The sequence below is a fragment of the Rhizobium sp. WSM1274 genome, assembly GCF_025200775.1.
Lineage (GTDB): Bacteria > Pseudomonadota > Alphaproteobacteria > Rhizobiales > Rhizobiaceae > Rhizobium > Rhizobium leguminosarum_I.
Genome location: NZ_CP104139.1, coordinates 141142 through 157386, shown reverse-complemented (window position 1 = coordinate 157386; position 16245 = coordinate 141142). Strand labels below are relative to the sequence as shown.

Here is a 16245-nt window from a genome sequence, read left to right as displayed (position 1 = left end):
TTAAATCATACACTTTTATAGGTGACCTGGAGAAAATGGCTTAGGTGAGCGCGGCCCCACACTCAAGCAGGGACTGCGCTTCGTTCAAGCCACAGGTACGCGGCAGCCGTCCAGGAAAAGCCGAGGCCGCCGCAGCCTTGGCCGGTAACCGGGTCGAAATATTCGGCAAAACCTTCCGTCTCGATCGCTGCGATGGTGGATTGCCGCAGCTCTTCGGCGACATCCGCATGGCCATTGCGTTTCAGTCCGTCGATCAGCAGCCAGTTGATGATCGCCCAGGCGGGGCCGCGCCAGTAGCGCTTCGGCTCCCAGCTGGCGATGCCCGGTTTGGTGGTGGGAAAGGCGACCTTGAGGCCCTTGGACCAGGTCTTCATTTCGGAGACCAGCGTGTCGGCAACCTGCTTGCCGAGATCCAGCGAGAGGAGGGGGATGAAGCCGGCTTGCGTGGCGGCCTCGACATCTTCGCCGGAAATCAGGTCGCGCGAGACGAAGCGGGCAAGGTCAGGCCGCCACTGGGCCATCATCGCCTTGCGAGTGCGGTCGTTGAGGGCGGCGATCTCGATCGCGTCCTCCGTCCGGCCGAGGAGGCGGGCGAGGTGTTCGAGGTCTTCGCCGGCCTTGAGCAGGATCGCGGTCGTCTGGATCTCGGCGACCTTGAACGGCGCCTTTTCCCATTGTTTGGCCGGATCCCACCCGCAGGCAGCATAAGTATCGACCAGATGAATGAAGCGACGGTAATCCTCGTCGCGCGGGCGCATGTCGGCATCGACATGGCCGGTATCCTTGCGCACGACGGCGGTATCGGTGGTGGTGGGTACACGAGCGAGCGCGACATCCCAGGCCGGAGAATTGTCGCTGCCGCTTTCCCACGGATGCAGCAGCGCGACGAGCCCCGTGTCATCGGGATCGCGGGCGGAATACCACCAGCGGTGCCATTTCAGCGCCGCCTCGTAGAGGGGCAGGGTGCGCGCCTCGCCATCCCTGCCGGCGGCTTCATGCAGTTTGCGCAGGGCGATTGCGAAGACCGGCGGCTGGGTTATGCCGGAGGTCGGGATCGTCTGGTTTGTGCGCCAGACGGTCGGCCCCGGGAAATAGGTTTCGCTCGGCGCATGGAAGACGATATGCGGGATCATCCCGTTCGCCCACTGGCCCTCGACCAGCCGCTCCAGCTCGCGATAGGCGCGATCTGTATCGTAGAGTGCGAAGCCCATGGCGACGAAGGCGGAATCCCAGTTCCACTGGAAGGGGTAGAGCCGGTCGGTCGGCACGGTATAGCCGCCGCGATCGTTGGCGGCTAGGATGCGCTTCGCCTGATCGATATGCATGTTCATCTCGGGTACTCCGGTATTCTTAGTCCAGGACGGACGGAAAGGACTTGCCGCTTTCGGGCGAAAGCCAGGTGATGCGCTTCTGGTCGAGCTTCAGGCCGATCGTGTCGCCGCTCTTTACGGTTTCCGAAGCCGGCAGGATGACGCGCACCGGCTGGTCGTGGATCGTGCCGGTCAGAAGCAGGTGCGAGCCCATCGGTTCGGCAACGCGCACCCGCATTTCGAGACCCTGCGGCAGCGGCGCGAGTTCAACGGCTTCGCCGCGCAGGCCAAGGATCACTTCATTGCCGGACCCCTGCGGCGCTGCAAGCCGTTCGGTGCCTGACGCCACCTGGCTGTTGGTGACCGGCACCTTGATGAAGTTCATCGGCGGGTTGCCGATGAAGCCGCCGACGAAACGTGTCGCCGGGTGGTTGTAGATCTCGACCGGATGGCCGACCTGCTCGACCACGCCGCCGTGCATAACTGCGATGCGGTCGGAAAGGCCCATGGCTTCTGTCTGGTCGTGGGTGACGTAGATCGTCGTCGTGCCTGCCGATTGCAGCACGGTCTTGAGTTCGGTGCGCATTTCCAGGCGGAGCAGCGCGTCGAGGTTCGAAAGCGGCTCGTCCATCAGCAGCACCTTCGGTTCGACGGCAAGCGCACGAGCGACCGCGACGCGCTGGCGCTGGCCACCGGAGAGCTTGTTCGGGTAGCGGTCGAGATATGGCTCGATATGCAGGAGACCGGCGGCCTTCTCGACCTGCGCGTTCACGCGTGTGTCGTCGGCCTTCTGCATCCGCAGCCCGAAGGCGACGTTCTCGTAAACCGTCATATGCGGAAAGACGGCGTAGTTCTGGAAGACCATCGCAAGGCCGCGATCCCGAGGTGCAAGGCCGATTACCGACTTGTCGCCAATGCGGACATCTCCTGATGTTGCCGTCTCGAGGCCGGCGATGATGCGCAGCAGCGTGGTCTTGCCGCAGCCGGATGGACCGAGCAGCGAGACGAATTCGCCGTCGTTGATCGTCAGCGAGACCTCCTTCAGCGCTTGGAAGGCTCCGAAGCTCTTGCGGATGCGGTCGATGACAATATTGGCCATATCGATGGTCCCGTTATTTGGAGGAAATGCCCCAGATCGCGAAGAGGTAGCGCCTGACCGCGAAGATGAAGACAACCGAGGGAAGGATGAGCATCAATCCCCCGGCAAAGCGGTAATGCATCGGGCTTTCCGAAAGCACGGTCAGCAGGTAGGCGGTCAGCGTGCGGTTGCGCACCGTCAGCACCGAGGCGGCAAAAACCTCGTTCCACGAAATGACGAAGGCGAAGACCGCGGTCGCGACGATGCCGGGAAGCGCCAAGGGTGCCACCACCTTGAAGAAGGCCTGGATGCGGGTGCAGCCGAACACCCAGGCGGCTTCCTCCAACTCCTTCGGCACGCCGAGGAAAATGCCCTGGGTGACGAGTGCCGCGAAAGGCAGCGCCAGCACCGTATGGATGAGGCCGACGCCGAGGATCGTGTCGTAGAGGCCGAGCCGGATGAAGGAAACCGTCAGCGGCAATGCCAGGATCGCTAGCGGGAAGGCGCGGGTCAGCAATACCAGGAGGCGGTAGCTGTCCTTGCCGCGGAAATCATAGCGGGCGAGCGCATAACCAGCCGGCGCGCCGAGCAGGATCGAAAGCGCTACCGTGATGCCTGCCGCCCCCAGCGAATTGAGGAAGGACTGAGCGACGCCCTCGGTCTTCAGGAAGAGAATGAAAGGCTCCAGCGATATGCCGGTGGGAAGGCCGGTCTTCGGCCAGATATAGACGCCCTGGCGTCCGCCGAGGGCGCCGAGCGCGACGAGATAGATCGGCACCAGCACCCAGGCGCAGAGGGCGGCGATGCCGCTCCAGAGAAGCCAGCGGCGCGAGGAGACGAAGCCGGCGACCTTGGGAGTGTCCTCGGTTGTACTGATGCTATCCGTGGTCATGGCAGGCGCTCCGGATCGACCTTCAAGGCCTTGAGATAGATGAGCGTGGCGGCAAGCGAGATGATCATGATCAGCACCGCGTAGGCGGCAGCGACGCTGTAATTCTGGTTCTGGTTTTGCCAGTTGTAGGCCTCGCCGACGAGGACCGGAAAATTGCGCCCGCCGAGCGCATAGACCACTGCGAAGACTTCGAAGGCGAGCACGGTGCGCAGGATCAGCGCCGATTGCAGGGCCGGGCGGATCAGCGGCAGGGTGATACGCCAGAAGCGCGTCCACGGACCAGCCCCGAAGATTTCGGCAGCCTCCTTGAACTCCTTCGGCACCTGGTTGAGACCGGCGACGATGATGACCATGACGATGGCCGTGCCGCGCCAGATTTCGGCAACGGCGATCGCGAGGAAGAGCGCGATCGGCGTCTGGTAAGAGAGCCAGCTTGCTTGCCTGCCGATGATGCCGAGGCCGAAGAGCAGCGAATTCAGATAGCCGGTATTCTGCAGGATCGACAGCCAGACGAGACCGGCGGCGAGATCGGAAATGCCGAGCGGGATCGTCCAGATCCACAGGATCGTCTCGCGCCCGCGGCCGACCTTGGCGACCATCGTGCCCATGGCCAGCGCAAGGGCGATCTGCACCGGCACGACCGCGATCGTCAGCAGGAAGGTGTTCTTCACCGAGCGGGTGAAATTGATGTCGGTTACCGTCCGCTCGGCATTGGCGAGCGACGGCGCGCCATTGTCCGAAACCGCCAGCCAGATCGTCTGCACCAGCGGCACGACGAACAGCAGCGCCAGGAAGGCGACGGATGGCAGGATCAGCAGATAGGGGATCCAGGGTCGGCTATTGGTCATCGGCTCCGGCCTGACGAGCAGAGGGTTGAAAGCGCCCGGGCAATTCGCCCGGACGCGTCTCGGGCGGATTTATTCTACCGGGCAGGGGCCGTCGCTCTTGGCATCGGGCGCCCAGCAGGCAGCTTTCGTATCGGCCATCAGCTTGGCCATCGTCGCGCCTTGGGCCTTCAGCACGTCTGCGACCGGCTCATTCTGCAGCACGATGCGCTGGAAACTGTCCATGTAGACTTTGTTGAACTCGCCGCCCTTGTCGCCGAGGCCGACCGGGAGCAGCGAGATGACCGCGTCCTTGGAAGCCTGGGTGGCGGTGACCGCACCGGCGAGCAGGGCGACGCCGGCATCGAGATCCGGCGGCAGCTTTATGTTCAGCGTCGGGAAGAAGCCGACCTTGGAGGCAGTCAGGAGCTGCGTCTCCGGCATGGAAAGGTGCTCGATGATCTTTTCTGCACCGGCCTTGTCGGGTGCACCCTTCGGTATGGCGAGACCGGCAACGACCGGCATGTAGCCGCGGCCCTTCGGACCCGCAGGCGCCGGGAAGACGACATAATCGTCAGGTGCTGCGGAAATGGCATTCTTCAGGCGGGCGATATGGTCCCAGGCGACCATGACTTCGCCGGCAGAGAGCGGCTCCTGCATGAAGTCGTAACTGGTCGAGTTCGGCGTCACATAGGCCCAAAGCGCCTTCAGCTTCTCCCAGCCGGCGGCCGCATCGGCACTCTGGAAAGTACGCACGACGCCACCGGTGAAGGAGGGATAGAAATAGCCCTGGAAGTAACGCGCCATCAGCCCCTTCGGGCCCGCCGGGAACCCGATCTGCGGCTGGCCGGTTGCGTCCTGCATATTCTTGCCCCACGCGATCAACTGGTCGTAGTTCAGCGCGTTCACGTCGGCGCCGGCGGGCAGGTATTGCAGCGCTTCCTTCTTGGCGGCCATCACATAGGTCGCCTGCATCCACGGGATGTACTGCTGGGTCGATTTGCCGAGCTTGCCGAGGTCGAGCAGCGACTGCGGCATGCCGCTCGCTGCCAGCTTCTTGGCAAGGTCATCTAGCGGTTCGAGCGTATCCTTGTCCGCAAGTGGCGAGAGTTCACCATGCAGCGCACCGACGAGGCTGACGGTGTGTTTACCGGCCTGGCGTTCGGCCTCCATGCGGACGGCAAACTGCGGCGGCTCCTCGACCACGTAATCAACCGGGCCGACGTCCTTCAGCAGCTCCTCGCGGACGACGGTCGCCTCCTCGATCGGACGAAGCTGGGTGGACACGAAAACGGTCTGGGCAAGCACCGGCGAGGCGAAGGCCAGCACAGTGGAAGCGAGAATTCCAAATGACATGATATATTTCATCTTCTCCTCCTTCATTGTTCTTTGTTTGAGATGCACTTCTGTCTATGCCGCCTTGGCGGGACGACGATGGCTGTCGCGATCGACGAATTCGATCGGGTGAAGTTCTTGGAGTTCTTCGGCGGGTTCGCCGGCAATGGCGCGCAGCAGCAGCGAGGCGAAGCTCGCGCCGAGGTGTTCGCCGGTCATGCGCATGGTCGAAAGCGGCGGGCTGGTGAATGCGCCCATCGGCAGGTCGTCGTGGCCGACAATGCTGATCTGGTTGCCGCCATCGATCTCGCGCAGCGCTCGGAGTGCCCCGATTGCCATTTCGTCGGTAGCGCAGACGAGTGCGGTCGGACGCGACGGTTGGCGCAGAAGTTCGAGTGCTGCGAGATAACCGCCCTGTTCCAGCGGAGCGCCTTCGGCGCTGAGATCGATCGCAAGGCCGCATTCCTCCATCGCCGCCCTCCAGCCACGGCAGCGGTCATGTGCGAAGTAATATTCCTGCGGGCCGGCGATGTGGCCGATGCGGCGGTGGCCGGCGGCATGGAAGCGCAACGTCGCGGCCCGGAAGCCGGCAAAGCCGTCGCCGTCGATGTAGGGATGGGGCATCAGGCTTTCCGTGCGGCCGTTGGTGACGAAGGGGATGCCGCGCGACTGCAGGAATTCGACGCGCTCGTCCTTCCGCTTGGTGCGAACGAGAAGCATGGCATCGACGCGGCGGCCATCGACGAAGCGGCGGCAGATGTCGAGTTCGCTCTCGCCGCGCGGTACCGGCGCAATCACCAGATTGAGGCCGGCAGCAGCAAGATGTTCGGCGCAGCCCGATAACATATCGAGGAAATGCGGAGGCCCGATATGGCCAGGATCGCTCGGCAGCGTGACCGCAACGAGCTCGGCGCGCTGCCTGCGCAGACGGCGGGCCGAGGCATTCGGCCGGTAGCCGACTTTGTCGGCAGCCTCACGAACCCGTTCGCGCGTGGCGGCCGACACATCGGCGTAACCGTCGAGCGCACGCGACACCGTGGTGATCGACAGTCCCAGCGATTGCGCGAGCTGTTTGAGATTGGCCAAGATCTTCCTCCCGAAGTGAGAAAAAGATTCTCCAAAACGTTTTGGGAGTCAAGCCAAAACGTTTTGGTGGATGAGAGGCGCCGGAACGTTTGACTATCTTGAGACTGGCGGGAGGCGCGAGACCTGTGGAAGCGGCCAGGGACTCTCAACGCAGATGCGGAGGGACCACTATCTTGTGTATCTGGATACGCTCGGGAAGTTCGCACAGCAGTTCTGCATCACGCTCCAGATGATGAACCTGCTCAGGATCACCCTTGGTAAATGCCGTCATCGATTCCATGTCCGCCCAGTAGGAGATCGTCGTGAACCATGTTTCATCCTTTCGATCTTCGCGCAGCAATTGAACGCCGAGTGCCGTCTTTAGCAGTGGTGGAATTCCCTCCGCGCGATTGTAGGCTTCGTATTCATCGGCAAATTCCGGCTTCGTGCGGCCACGCCAGATACGGGCAATGGTTGGAACTTTCGTCATGTTCTGCTCCTAGTGACATCTGAACAAAGCAAGCCGACGGCGAGGAAATCCCGCACGGGCGGCAGGGCATCTGGAAAATATGTCGCCCCAAGTCCAACGAAAAGTGCCGATGCGACAGGGATAACCGGAGGTTTGCTTTGGGCAGGGAGGTGGCTTCTCTCGCTCAATCGGTAAGCTTGAGTGTTGCCGTAAACTGCGTCCCCTCCAGGCGATTGTATCTGGCCTCGCCATGCAGTTGATTGACGAAGGCTTTAATCAGCCGCGTCCCCATCCCGGCGCTGTCCGATAGGCCATCGAATCCAATCCCGTCGTCCGCGACGGTAAGTTGAGAGTCCGCTCCTTCAGTCGCGTGCAGCATGACGCGAATATTTCCGGATGCCCGGCCGTCGAATGCGTATTTCATGCTGTTGGCAATCAACTCGTTGAGCAGGAGGGCAAACGGCGTTGCCTTGTCGGCTGCAATCACGATGTCGTCGATTTCAAAGTCGACGGAAACGGCGCGACCATGGACGTCGACGAGCGTCCTGACGAATGATGGAATGAATTCTCGAGCAGATATTCCGCTAAATTGATCGAAGCCGTACATCTGCTCGTGAACTGCGGACATTGCAGAAATGCGCTCATTTAATTTTTGAACGGCCTCCGGATCAAAACCCTGCAAGCGCAGCAGGGCCATCACGGTCTGCAGATTGTTCTTCACGCGATGGTGTATCTCGCGCATGAGCGTTTCATTCGACCGCAACGCATCCGCAAGCTGCCTGGTGTGCAATGTGTCCGCTTTGATGAGGTTCTGAATCCACAATGCAGCGGCTAAGGCACCAACCAGGGCGAAAGCGACCAACAAAGACGCAATTTTGGCATCCTCCCAAAAGGGCTGCATGATTACATGGATATCTGCCGAAGCAATGGCCACAAAAGGGGTGCGCTCGAGGATTCGGTATCCGACCAGGCGGTCTTCATGGTCGACTGGCGACACGGAGCGATATGTGCCTGATGTCGCCTTCCTCATATAGTCGGTAAACAGCTTGTGGTTCCGCATATCGACTGGTCCGGCGGGTTCCGGGTATCGGGCGATAAGTTGCCCGTCGCGTCTTATGAGGCTGACAACAGAGTTCTCGCCTATCGCGACCGCGTCCCATATTGGCCTTAGGATGCTCGCGTCGAAGGCAATCACGGCGACGCCGGCGAACACGCCACTTCGTTCGATCCTGCGGCTGAAGACGAATATCTGCCGGTGGGAAAGGCGGCTGATGATCAGCGGAGATGTATATTCGTCAGCACCGTTTCTCAGCCGAACGAAGTAGTCGCGGTCCGTAACGTCGACCGGCCGGATATCGCGGTCATTTGAATAGAGCGTTTTTCCATCGGTTCCGATGACATAGGCAGTCGCCTGAGGAGGCAAGTCGTAGACGGCAGCGTCGAGATCGCGCACGCGGTCCGGGCCGGGCAAAGACGTACTCGGCCCCAGAGCATCATCAATTCGGTGCAGGGTCTCTCGAGCAAGGGAATTCAGCCAGTTCGCGTTGGCTGCAACGATTTTGGAAGCGGCGCTGACTCGCTCATCGCCCCGGCGAACAGCTGTCTCGTAGCTGGATATGAGCCAGAGCGACAATAGAGTGGTCAGTGACAGAAACATCAGCGCGATGATCGCGAGCGATGCTTTTCCCACGGAGCCAACGTATTTATCGCCACCGATCATCTTTTAGGCCATTTCCATTTGTGCGGCGACAGCCAGATGGGGACATTGCAACGCATTTCGAACCTATCCGATAAGCTGATTTCTGACTCTCGAAAATTATGCCGTGCCCACTCACTCGGCGCCCTCAGGGGCGCGACTGAGGATTGTATTTCATAATCGTCTTTAGAGAATGACCGTGACATCGGTCAATCTTACTCCGTTCGAGAAGGAAATCAGAATGGTGGCGGAAACCTTTCGTACACGACGCTCGCCAAGACAGGTCCTGAACTGATCATTCGGCGTCTATTCGATCAAAATCTAATCAACGGCGTAACCTGATTTGAAAGTCGGTTTGGTAGGCAGGGTCTCCTTGCGAGAAGTGACGTCATGATCCTTGAGTTGCAGAATGCCATTCTGGAAATGATTGCCAAAGGGGAACCGTTGGCAGCAACGATCGAGCAACTTTGCCTCAAGGTTGAGGCCGCCGTTCCTGGCATCATCGCTTCGGTGCTGACGTTCGACGGGAGCCGTCTTCACACACTGGCTGGCCCCTCCCTTCCGCCTCACTATTCAGCGGCGGTCGACAATCTTGAAGCCGGTCCTCTTGCGGGCTCCTGTGGCGCTGCTGCCTATTTCGGAGAAGCGGTCATTGTCACCGATATCGAGATCGATCCTCGTTGGCAGGATTTCAGGTCCCTGGTGCTTCCGCTGGGCTTGCGGGCTTGCTGGTCCAGCCCAATCAAGAGCGGCGACCGGGTGATCGGCACCTTCGCCTTCTACTATCGAGACCACCGCGGTCCAAAGGCCTTCGAACGGGACCTGGTCGAGGCTTGTGTCCATCTCTGCACAATCGCCATCGATCGCGAAGAACGGGTGATGGAACGTCAGCGGCTGACATACAGCGACGCTTTAACAGGGCTGTCGAATCGCGCTCGTTTCAACCAGCTCCTAGCCGAAGAGCTGCCTCGATCCCGGCGCGCCTGGGGCATCTTGCTGGTGGACATCGACAACTTGAAACTCGTGAACGACACGTTCGGGCACGCAGCCGGCGACGCATTGATTCAAGTGGTTGCAGACCGGGTCGCCAAGACAGCAGGCGCCAAGAACACCTTTAGGCTCGGTGGCGATGAGTTCGCTGTCATTGTGTCGGACGACAAAGACCTTGACCTGAATGCGAGGGCAACCGACATCTTCAAAGCACTGTCTTCTCCTTCAACGTGCGACGGTCATGTCGTCTTTCCTGCCGCGACGATTGGCGGTGCGTTGGCAGAGACCGAAACAAACCCTGACCAGATCCGCCAGAATGCCGATGTGGCGCTCTATCATGCAAAAGAACACAACCGCGGTCGGTACGTGCAACACTATCCCGGCCTGGGCACCGCACTAACCCGGCGCTTCAGGGCGGTTCGCGATGTGGGTGTCGCCCTGGAAGACGATCGGATCGACGCGCATTACCAGCCGATATTGCGCCTCGATACGCGGGAAATTGTCGGTTTCGAAGCCTTGTGTCGAATGACCACGCCTTCCGGCGAAATCATCGCCGCAGCGCATTTCCATGAGGCGACGAAAGACGCGCATATTGCTGCTGAGCTGACCCAACGCATGTTGGTCAGGGTTGCAAGGGACATCCGGAGCTGGCTCGCCCGGGGCTTTCCTCTCCAGCATGTCGGCATCAACCTGTCCGCCGCAGATTTTCGTGGCGGTAATCTGCAAGAGAGACTGTGCCGAATTTTCGGGGAAGCAGAGGTTCCGCTCGAGCACATCATTCTCGAAGTGACGGAATCGGTTTATCTCGGGCAACGGGACCATGTCGTAGCGGACGAGATAAAGGCTCTTCGGTCCAAGGGCTTGCGGGTTGCCCTCGACGACTTTGGCACGGGCTACGCGTCTTTGACCCACCTGCTGACAGTGCCGGTCGACATCATCAAGATCGACAAGTCCTTCATCGACCGCATGGTGCCGGGTGACGCTGGGACCGTCATCGTCGAGGGTCTGATCGGAATAGCTCACAAGTTGGGAATCCGGGTCGTCGCAGAAGGGATTGAAACAGAACCCCAAGCTGTTCAATTGAGCCAGCTCGGCTGCAAGCTCGGACAGGGCTACCTGTTTTCGAAAGCAGTCGATCGAACGGTTACCGCGGCTATTTTAGAGCAGCATGGACAACGGCTCAACCAAAACAAGCCCCGTGCCGGAGCCCTGTAGCTTGAGCGAAGGTTTTCGCGCTCGGGCCAGCCCCGCATACCTGAGACAACGCTTGAGTACCAAGATCATTTTGAACGGATCAGAGATGCGAAAACGGATACATGTCAGCCAATTGCGGGTCGGAATGTATGTCGAGGACGTCGAAATTGAGGGAGAAGACAGGACACGTCGGTTCAAGCCGTTCCTGATCTCGGCCGCCGGTCAGGTCGATAGTTTGATGGCAAGCCGCCTGATGACTGTCGTGATCGACGTCGGAAAAGGTGCCGATGTCGATCCGGGCGGGCCGCAGGACATCGACCGGACTGCGTTTGACGCCCAGCTTCGTGCCGTGTTTTCGGCAAAGGATATCAAGCAGGCGAGGGAATGCGTCGAGGATACAAGACCGCAGATCCGTCAAATGCTTGCCCACGCCAGGATCAAGGCGTCTTTTGCCAGTGATGCGGCAAGCGCAGCTGTGGAGCGTATCATGTCGGCAGCCTTCGACAATGCCGGTGCGCTGATTGCAGTCGCAAAGCTGAAGGAAAAGGATGAGCTGACGTTCCTCCACTCGCTGGCGGTAAGCGCATTGATGATCACCCTGGGGCGCAGCCTCGGTCATGGAGAAGAGGATGTGCGGGTCTTAGGACTGGGTGGACTGGTTCACGATCTTGGAAAAATGGCGCTCCCGGATGAAATTTTGACGAAACCCGGTAAGCTGACGACCGAGGAGATGGATCTTGTGCGCGGGCATCCTCAGCGGGGATATGAGCTGATTTCTCATGTCGCGGATGTCCCAAAGCAAGTGCTCGACATTTGTCGCTATCACCACGAAAAGTTCGATGGGTCGGGCTATCCTGGCCGGCTCGCCGGAAAGAAGATCCCTTACGTCGCCCGGCTTGCGGCGATTTGTGACGTTTATGAAGCGCTGACCACAATCAGGCCGTATAAGCGCGCCTTCTCGCAAGCAGAGGCGATCAACATCATGATGAATTCGCCGGGCCATTTCGATAGCCAGCTTCTTTCCGCATTCGTGTCAAAAATGGTGATCAGCGGCACGCTCCACTAAAACGGTCTTTGCCGTAAGGCACATCGTATCGGCTGCAACTCTGCTCCGGATCGGCGTTATTTCGGCAGAGAGCGATCTCTATCTCGCCGGTTTGAATCCCATCAGGGCGCCGGAGTGTTCTTGGAGTTCACCGCTTCCCGGAAATGACGGGGGGTCGTACCCGTTCGCTCCTTGAAAATCTCGTAGAAGCGACTGCTGGAACCAAACCCGCAGTCAAAACCGATCTGGAGAACCGGATCGTCCGTGTCCGTCAGCAGCTGCATCGCCCGGGCAATCCGATGTCGGGTCAGGTATTCGTTTACTGATATTCCCAGAAGCTTTCGGAAAGCGCTGTTGGCGGTGCTTGGATGCATGCCCGCGAGTTTTGCGAGATCGGGTACGCTTACTGGATCTGCGTGGCGGGAATTGATGAGGTCGATCAGCAACTCGACGTGTCGCACCGCCTGGCCGGCCGACGATGTCGGAGAGACATGGGTTGGCGAATTGCCGCTTTCAGCATTGTCAGGATCAGACGTATTATTCGCAGTCGAACCTCCTCCACAACCAGTTTCCGTCTTGCCGCACTGCCGCACTGCCATTCCTTTTCCCATCGTGCGAGGGTGAAAGCATCCATCGTTTCCTGACTTCCCTGCGCCAGAAATCTCCCCTGCATAATTGACTGCCTTGCCTTTCTGTCCACCGGCAGACCCAGAAAATCGACAAGCGGAAGATAGAGGCATACGAGCGGCGCGTTTTCGGCAACAGCGATGGTCTGATGGGGAATCGCGGCCCAGAATAAAACCAGGCGGCCGGCTTCAACCTGTTCCTGCCGTCCGTTGAAAAGGTAGGTCATCTGGCCTGCCATGAGCAGGTTTAATTCAACGTGGTCGTGCCAATGCGCTGCGGCCATCGCATCAGCGATGTGACGCTCGATCAAGAACTCTCCTCGAGATCCAATCCATTCGCCGCGCCTTTGGGTATGTTTCATATGTCTGAGACTCGAATTCCGGAACTAATAGGCAAATGCCGGGAAGAAGTTCTGATCTAGAAGGAGCAATAAGCAATCACAACCGATGGGGAGATTGCAATGCCGAAGATTTGCCTGGTAGGCGCTGGTAGCACCGTTTTTGCACAGAACATTCTGGGAGACGTCCTGTCTTCGCAGAGAGGCGGCGACTACGTCATCGGCCTCTTCGATATCGATCCAGAGCGGCTGAAGACGTCAGAGATCGTTGCTCGGCGGATCTGCGAGGCGCTTAAGCTTTCAAACGTCAGGATCGACGCCACGCTCGACCGGCGGGAAGCGCTGCGCGGGTCCGATTTCGTCATCCTCATGATGCAGGTCGGTGGCTACAAACCGGCGACCGTCACGGATTTCGACATTCCAAGAAAATATGGCTTGCGTCAGACGATCGCCGACACCGTCGGCATCGGCGGCATTTTCCGCGGTTTGCGGACGATACCAGTCCTTGAGGCGATCTGCCGAGACATGCAGGAGGTCTGCCCGCAGGCTCTTCTGATGCAGTACGTCAACCCGATGGCCATCAACTGCTGGGCGATCAAGGATCTGGCCCCGGAAATCCGCACCGTCGGCTTGTGTCATAGCGTGCAGCACACAGCCGCGCATCTCGCGCGATGCCTCGGCGAGGACATTGCCGACGTGAACTATGTTTCGGCTGGCATCAATCACGTCGCCTTCTTCCTCAAATATGAGAAAGTTCACAGCGACGGACGTCGGGAAGATCTCTATCCGAGACTGAACGCTCTCGCCGCCGATGGCCGCGTTCCGCCGGACGATCGGGTGCGGTTCGATGTGCTCAAACGGCTCGGCCACTTCGTCACCGAATCCAGCGAACATTTCTCCGAGTATACCTCCTGGTACATCAAGGACGGACGAGGGGATCTGATCGATCAGCTCAATATCCCGTTGGACGAATATATCCGGCGCTGCGAAGTGCAGATCAAAGAATGGCATGCCCTGCGTAAGGAACTGGAAGGCGACAAGCCGATCGAGGTGTGCCGCAGCAATGAATATGCGGCTGGCATCATTCATGCCGCGGTCACCGGCAACCCGGCGCTGATATACGGCAATGTCCCAAACAACGGCCTGATCGAGAATCTGCCCGATGAATGCATCGTGGAAGTGCCTTGCCATGTCGACAGAAACGGAATTCAGCCGGTCCGGGTCGGTCGGATCCCCTCCCAGCTTTCCGCCGTCATGAACCTGAGCGTTTCCGTACAGCAGTTGACGGTCGAGGCGGCTCTTACAAGAAACCGGGAGCGCATCTACCAGGCCGCTCTGTTCGATCCGCATACGTCCGCGGAATTGTCTCCGGACCAAATCTGGAACCTTGTCGATGACCTGATCGAAGCGCACGGCGATTTGTTGCCGAGATATCAGTGAGATCCCGCAGATAAGCCAGCCACAAGCGCATGGCAGTCATTCGTTTTAGACGCGCCGTGAATCCACGGCGCGTTTTTTTCATTCCAGCGCCGTCCAATAGATCAAAAAACGTCATAATCATGATTGACACTGATCATTTGAGATGAAAATGTGATCGAAATTGGGATCAGCCGTGCGGGAGGTTTTCGTTGAGCCAGGCAGTTGGAGTGAAGGTCGATCGACGGGATGCCATTCGCAGCCACCTCTATGCGAACGGCTTTTCGACCATCCAGGCGCTTGCCGATGCGATCGGAGCATCGCTTGCCACGGTTCGTAGAGACCTGCAGATCCTTGAGCAGGAGGGGGCCATTGATCGCGTGCATGGTGGAGCGCGCATTGCCGAAGGATCGTCGGTTGAGGTTGCATTTCAGGAGCGCGAAAAGCGCCATCTATCGGCCAAGCGAGCGATTGCCACGGCGGCCTATGATCTGCTTCATCCGCGTACGGCAATCTTTCTCGACGCGGGAACGACCGTCCTGCAGCTTGCGCGCCTCGTTCGCATCAACCCCATACCGCTGAGGATATTCACCAACGGCCTGACGGTAGCGCAGGAATTCCTGAATATTCCGAATTTGGAAGTGGTGCTTCTCGGCGGTCAGCTGCGCAGCGAGAATGCGTCGCTTGTCGGACCTCAGGCGGAGGCAATGCTGGAAACATTATGGTTCGACCAGCTCTTTCTTGGCGCCAGCGCGATCAGCTCCGACGGTGCGATCTACAGTGTGGACAGTGCGGAAGCGAGCCTCAACCGACGCATGCTGGCTCGGTCGGCCAATCGTTTCGTCCTGGCCGATTCCTCAAAATTCGGAACCACGGCGACCTACAAGGTCGCGCCGCTGGACACCGCGAAAGTCATTACCGATTCTGGGCTTTCGCGGCATTGGCGCGAGGAGCTTGTCAACTTCGGCGTCGACGCAACAATCGCGGATCTGAGGGTAAAAGAGTGAGCGACGCGCTGATCCTCGGCATCGACGGTGGCGGAAGCAAGGTGCTGGTTGCCCTCGCGGACAAGCGTGGCCGCATATTGCGGCGTTCCCGCGGCCACGGGGTCAACCCCATGGACAATCCGAATTGGCTCCAGGAGCTGGAGCAGCATCTCCTTCCCTTTCGCGATGAAGGAAACCTGGCGGCCGTCGCCGCAGCACTGCCCGCCTACGGTGAGGTTGAGCGCCTGTCGGCTCTACAGCGCGATGCAATCGCGCGCCTGTTCCCAAACGTCCACCGCCGCGTCCTCAACGATGTCGACGCGGCGCACCTCGGTGCTTTTGCGAGCGAGCCGGGCATCCTCATTCTTTCCGGCACGGGCTCAATGGCATGGGCACGTAATTCCAAAGGCCGGTCGGCGCGCACCGGCGGCTGGGGAGATCTCATCGGCGACGAGGGCAGCAGTCATTGGATCGGTCAGAGGGCGCTCAATCTGGTCAGCCAAAGCCTGGACGGGCGTGCTCCGGCAACGGCTCTCGCAAAGGCCCTGTTTGACCATCTTCGCATCGACTTGAGCAATCCGATGAATGGGCTCGGCGATTGGGCGAGCTCCCTGGCGAATGAACGGGCGGACATTGCAGCAATTTCGATCCTCGTCGATCAGGTCGCACTTGGCGGCGACAAAGGGGCGGTCGGGTTGATCGAGCAGGCGGCCGATGAACTCGCGAAGCATCATGCGGCAATTGCCGGCCATTGTGATCCGGATGCCGACTGGACCTATGCCGGCGGTTCTTTTTCGAGCCGACTTCTTTTGGACGCGCTTGAACGGCGAATTGGCAGGCCTCCGGCTTTGCCGAAACTTCCCCCGATTGGTGGCGCGCTCCTGGCTGCCGCCCAACTTCTCGACTGGCCGTTAGACGACGGCTGGTTCGGGCAAATCGTGGCCACGGCCGAAGGCAGTGACTGCGCATCCCAGTGAATTG

At 59.7% G+C, this 16245-nt stretch carries 13 protein-coding genes and 1 pseudogene; 5 read left to right on the top strand and 9 right to left on the bottom strand.

What is annotated here, in order from left to right:
* Positions 1 to 62: 62 nt before the first annotated feature.
* The 8 genes from N2600_RS24975 to N2600_RS24940 all read right to left on the bottom strand — a co-directional run bounded on the left by N2600_RS24975 (position 63) and on the right by N2600_RS24940 (position 8693).
* Positions 63 to 1331: an MGH1-like glycoside hydrolase domain-containing protein gene (locus N2600_RS24975; RefSeq protein ID WP_260299205.1), complete on the bottom strand. Its 1269-nt coding sequence runs from the start codon at positions 1329 to 1331 to the stop codon at positions 63 to 65.
* A gap of 19 nt (positions 1332 to 1350) precedes the next feature.
* Positions 1351 to 2409 carry an ABC transporter ATP-binding protein gene (locus N2600_RS24970; RefSeq protein WP_170280962.1) on the bottom strand — a complete coding sequence of 353 codons (1059 nt, stop codon included), beginning with the start codon at positions 2407 to 2409 and terminating at the stop codon, positions 1351 to 1353.
* Positions 2410 to 2422: 13 nt separating this feature from the next.
* Positions 2423 to 3280, bottom strand: a complete 858-nt coding sequence (locus N2600_RS24965) for a carbohydrate ABC transporter permease (protein WP_170280961.1) — start codon at positions 3278 to 3280, stop codon at positions 2423 to 2425.
* On the bottom strand, positions 3277 to 4128 hold the full coding sequence (locus N2600_RS24960) for a carbohydrate ABC transporter permease (RefSeq protein ID WP_260299204.1): 852 nt from the start codon (positions 4126 to 4128) through the stop codon (positions 3277 to 3279). Before N2600_RS24960 ends, N2600_RS24965 begins: the two co-directional genes overlap by 4 nt.
* A gap of 69 nt (positions 4129 to 4197) precedes the next feature.
* Complete coding sequence (locus N2600_RS24955) at positions 4198 to 5472, bottom strand: ABC transporter substrate-binding protein (protein WP_260299203.1); 1275 nt, start codon at positions 5470 to 5472, stop codon at positions 4198 to 4200.
* A 42-nt stretch (positions 5473 to 5514) separates the two neighbouring features.
* Positions 5515 to 6525: a LacI family DNA-binding transcriptional regulator gene (locus N2600_RS24950; protein ID WP_260299202.1), complete on the bottom strand. Its 1011-nt coding sequence runs from the start codon at positions 6523 to 6525 to the stop codon at positions 5515 to 5517.
* A gap of 145 nt (positions 6526 to 6670) precedes the next feature.
* Positions 6671 to 6994: an antibiotic biosynthesis monooxygenase family protein gene (locus N2600_RS24945; RefSeq protein WP_222281344.1), complete on the bottom strand. Its 324-nt coding sequence runs from the start codon at positions 6992 to 6994 to the stop codon at positions 6671 to 6673.
* A gap of 163 nt (positions 6995 to 7157) precedes the next feature.
* Positions 7158 to 8693 carry a sensor histidine kinase gene (locus N2600_RS24940; protein ID WP_260299201.1) on the bottom strand — a complete coding sequence of 512 codons (1536 nt, stop codon included), beginning with the start codon at positions 8691 to 8693 and terminating at the stop codon, positions 7158 to 7160.
* A 366-nt stretch (positions 8694 to 9059) separates the two neighbouring features.
* On the opposite strand from N2600_RS24940, the gene N2600_RS24935 reads away from it, so the two are divergent.
* Positions 9060 to 10874: a putative bifunctional diguanylate cyclase/phosphodiesterase gene (locus tag N2600_RS24935; RefSeq protein WP_260299200.1), complete on the top strand. Its 1815-nt coding sequence runs from the start codon at positions 9060 to 9062 to the stop codon at positions 10872 to 10874.
* Between the two features lie 85 nt (positions 10875 to 10959).
* The gene (locus N2600_RS24930; protein WP_260299479.1) at positions 10960 to 11919 is read left to right on the top strand and encodes an HD-GYP domain-containing protein; all 960 of its coding nucleotides are present in this window, start codon (positions 10960 to 10962) and stop codon (positions 11917 to 11919) included.
* A gap of 101 nt (positions 11920 to 12020) precedes the next feature.
* Here the strand turns inward: N2600_RS24930 and N2600_RS24925 are convergent.
* Positions 12021 to 12886: pseudogene (locus N2600_RS24925) on the bottom strand (helix-turn-helix domain-containing protein).
* Positions 12887 to 12985: 99 nt separating this feature from the next.
* Here N2600_RS24925 and N2600_RS24920 point away from each other — a divergent pair.
* The 3 genes from N2600_RS24920 to N2600_RS24910 all read left to right on the top strand — a co-directional run bounded on the left by N2600_RS24920 (position 12986) and on the right by N2600_RS24910 (position 16241).
* A complete protein-coding gene (locus N2600_RS24920; RefSeq protein ID WP_260299199.1) occupies positions 12986 to 14302 on the top strand; it encodes an alpha-glucosidase/alpha-galactosidase in 1317 nt (438 codons plus the stop codon).
* Between the two features lie 188 nt (positions 14303 to 14490).
* Positions 14491 to 15285 carry a DeoR/GlpR family DNA-binding transcription regulator gene (locus tag N2600_RS24915; RefSeq protein WP_260299198.1) on the top strand — a complete coding sequence of 265 codons (795 nt, stop codon included), beginning with the start codon at positions 14491 to 14493 and terminating at the stop codon, positions 15283 to 15285.
* Entirely contained in the window at positions 15282 to 16241 is a 960-nt protein-coding gene (locus tag N2600_RS24910) for an N-acetylglucosamine kinase (protein ID WP_260299197.1), read from the top strand. Before N2600_RS24915 ends, N2600_RS24910 begins: the two co-directional genes overlap by 4 nt.
* Positions 16242 to 16245 lie beyond the last annotated feature (4 nt).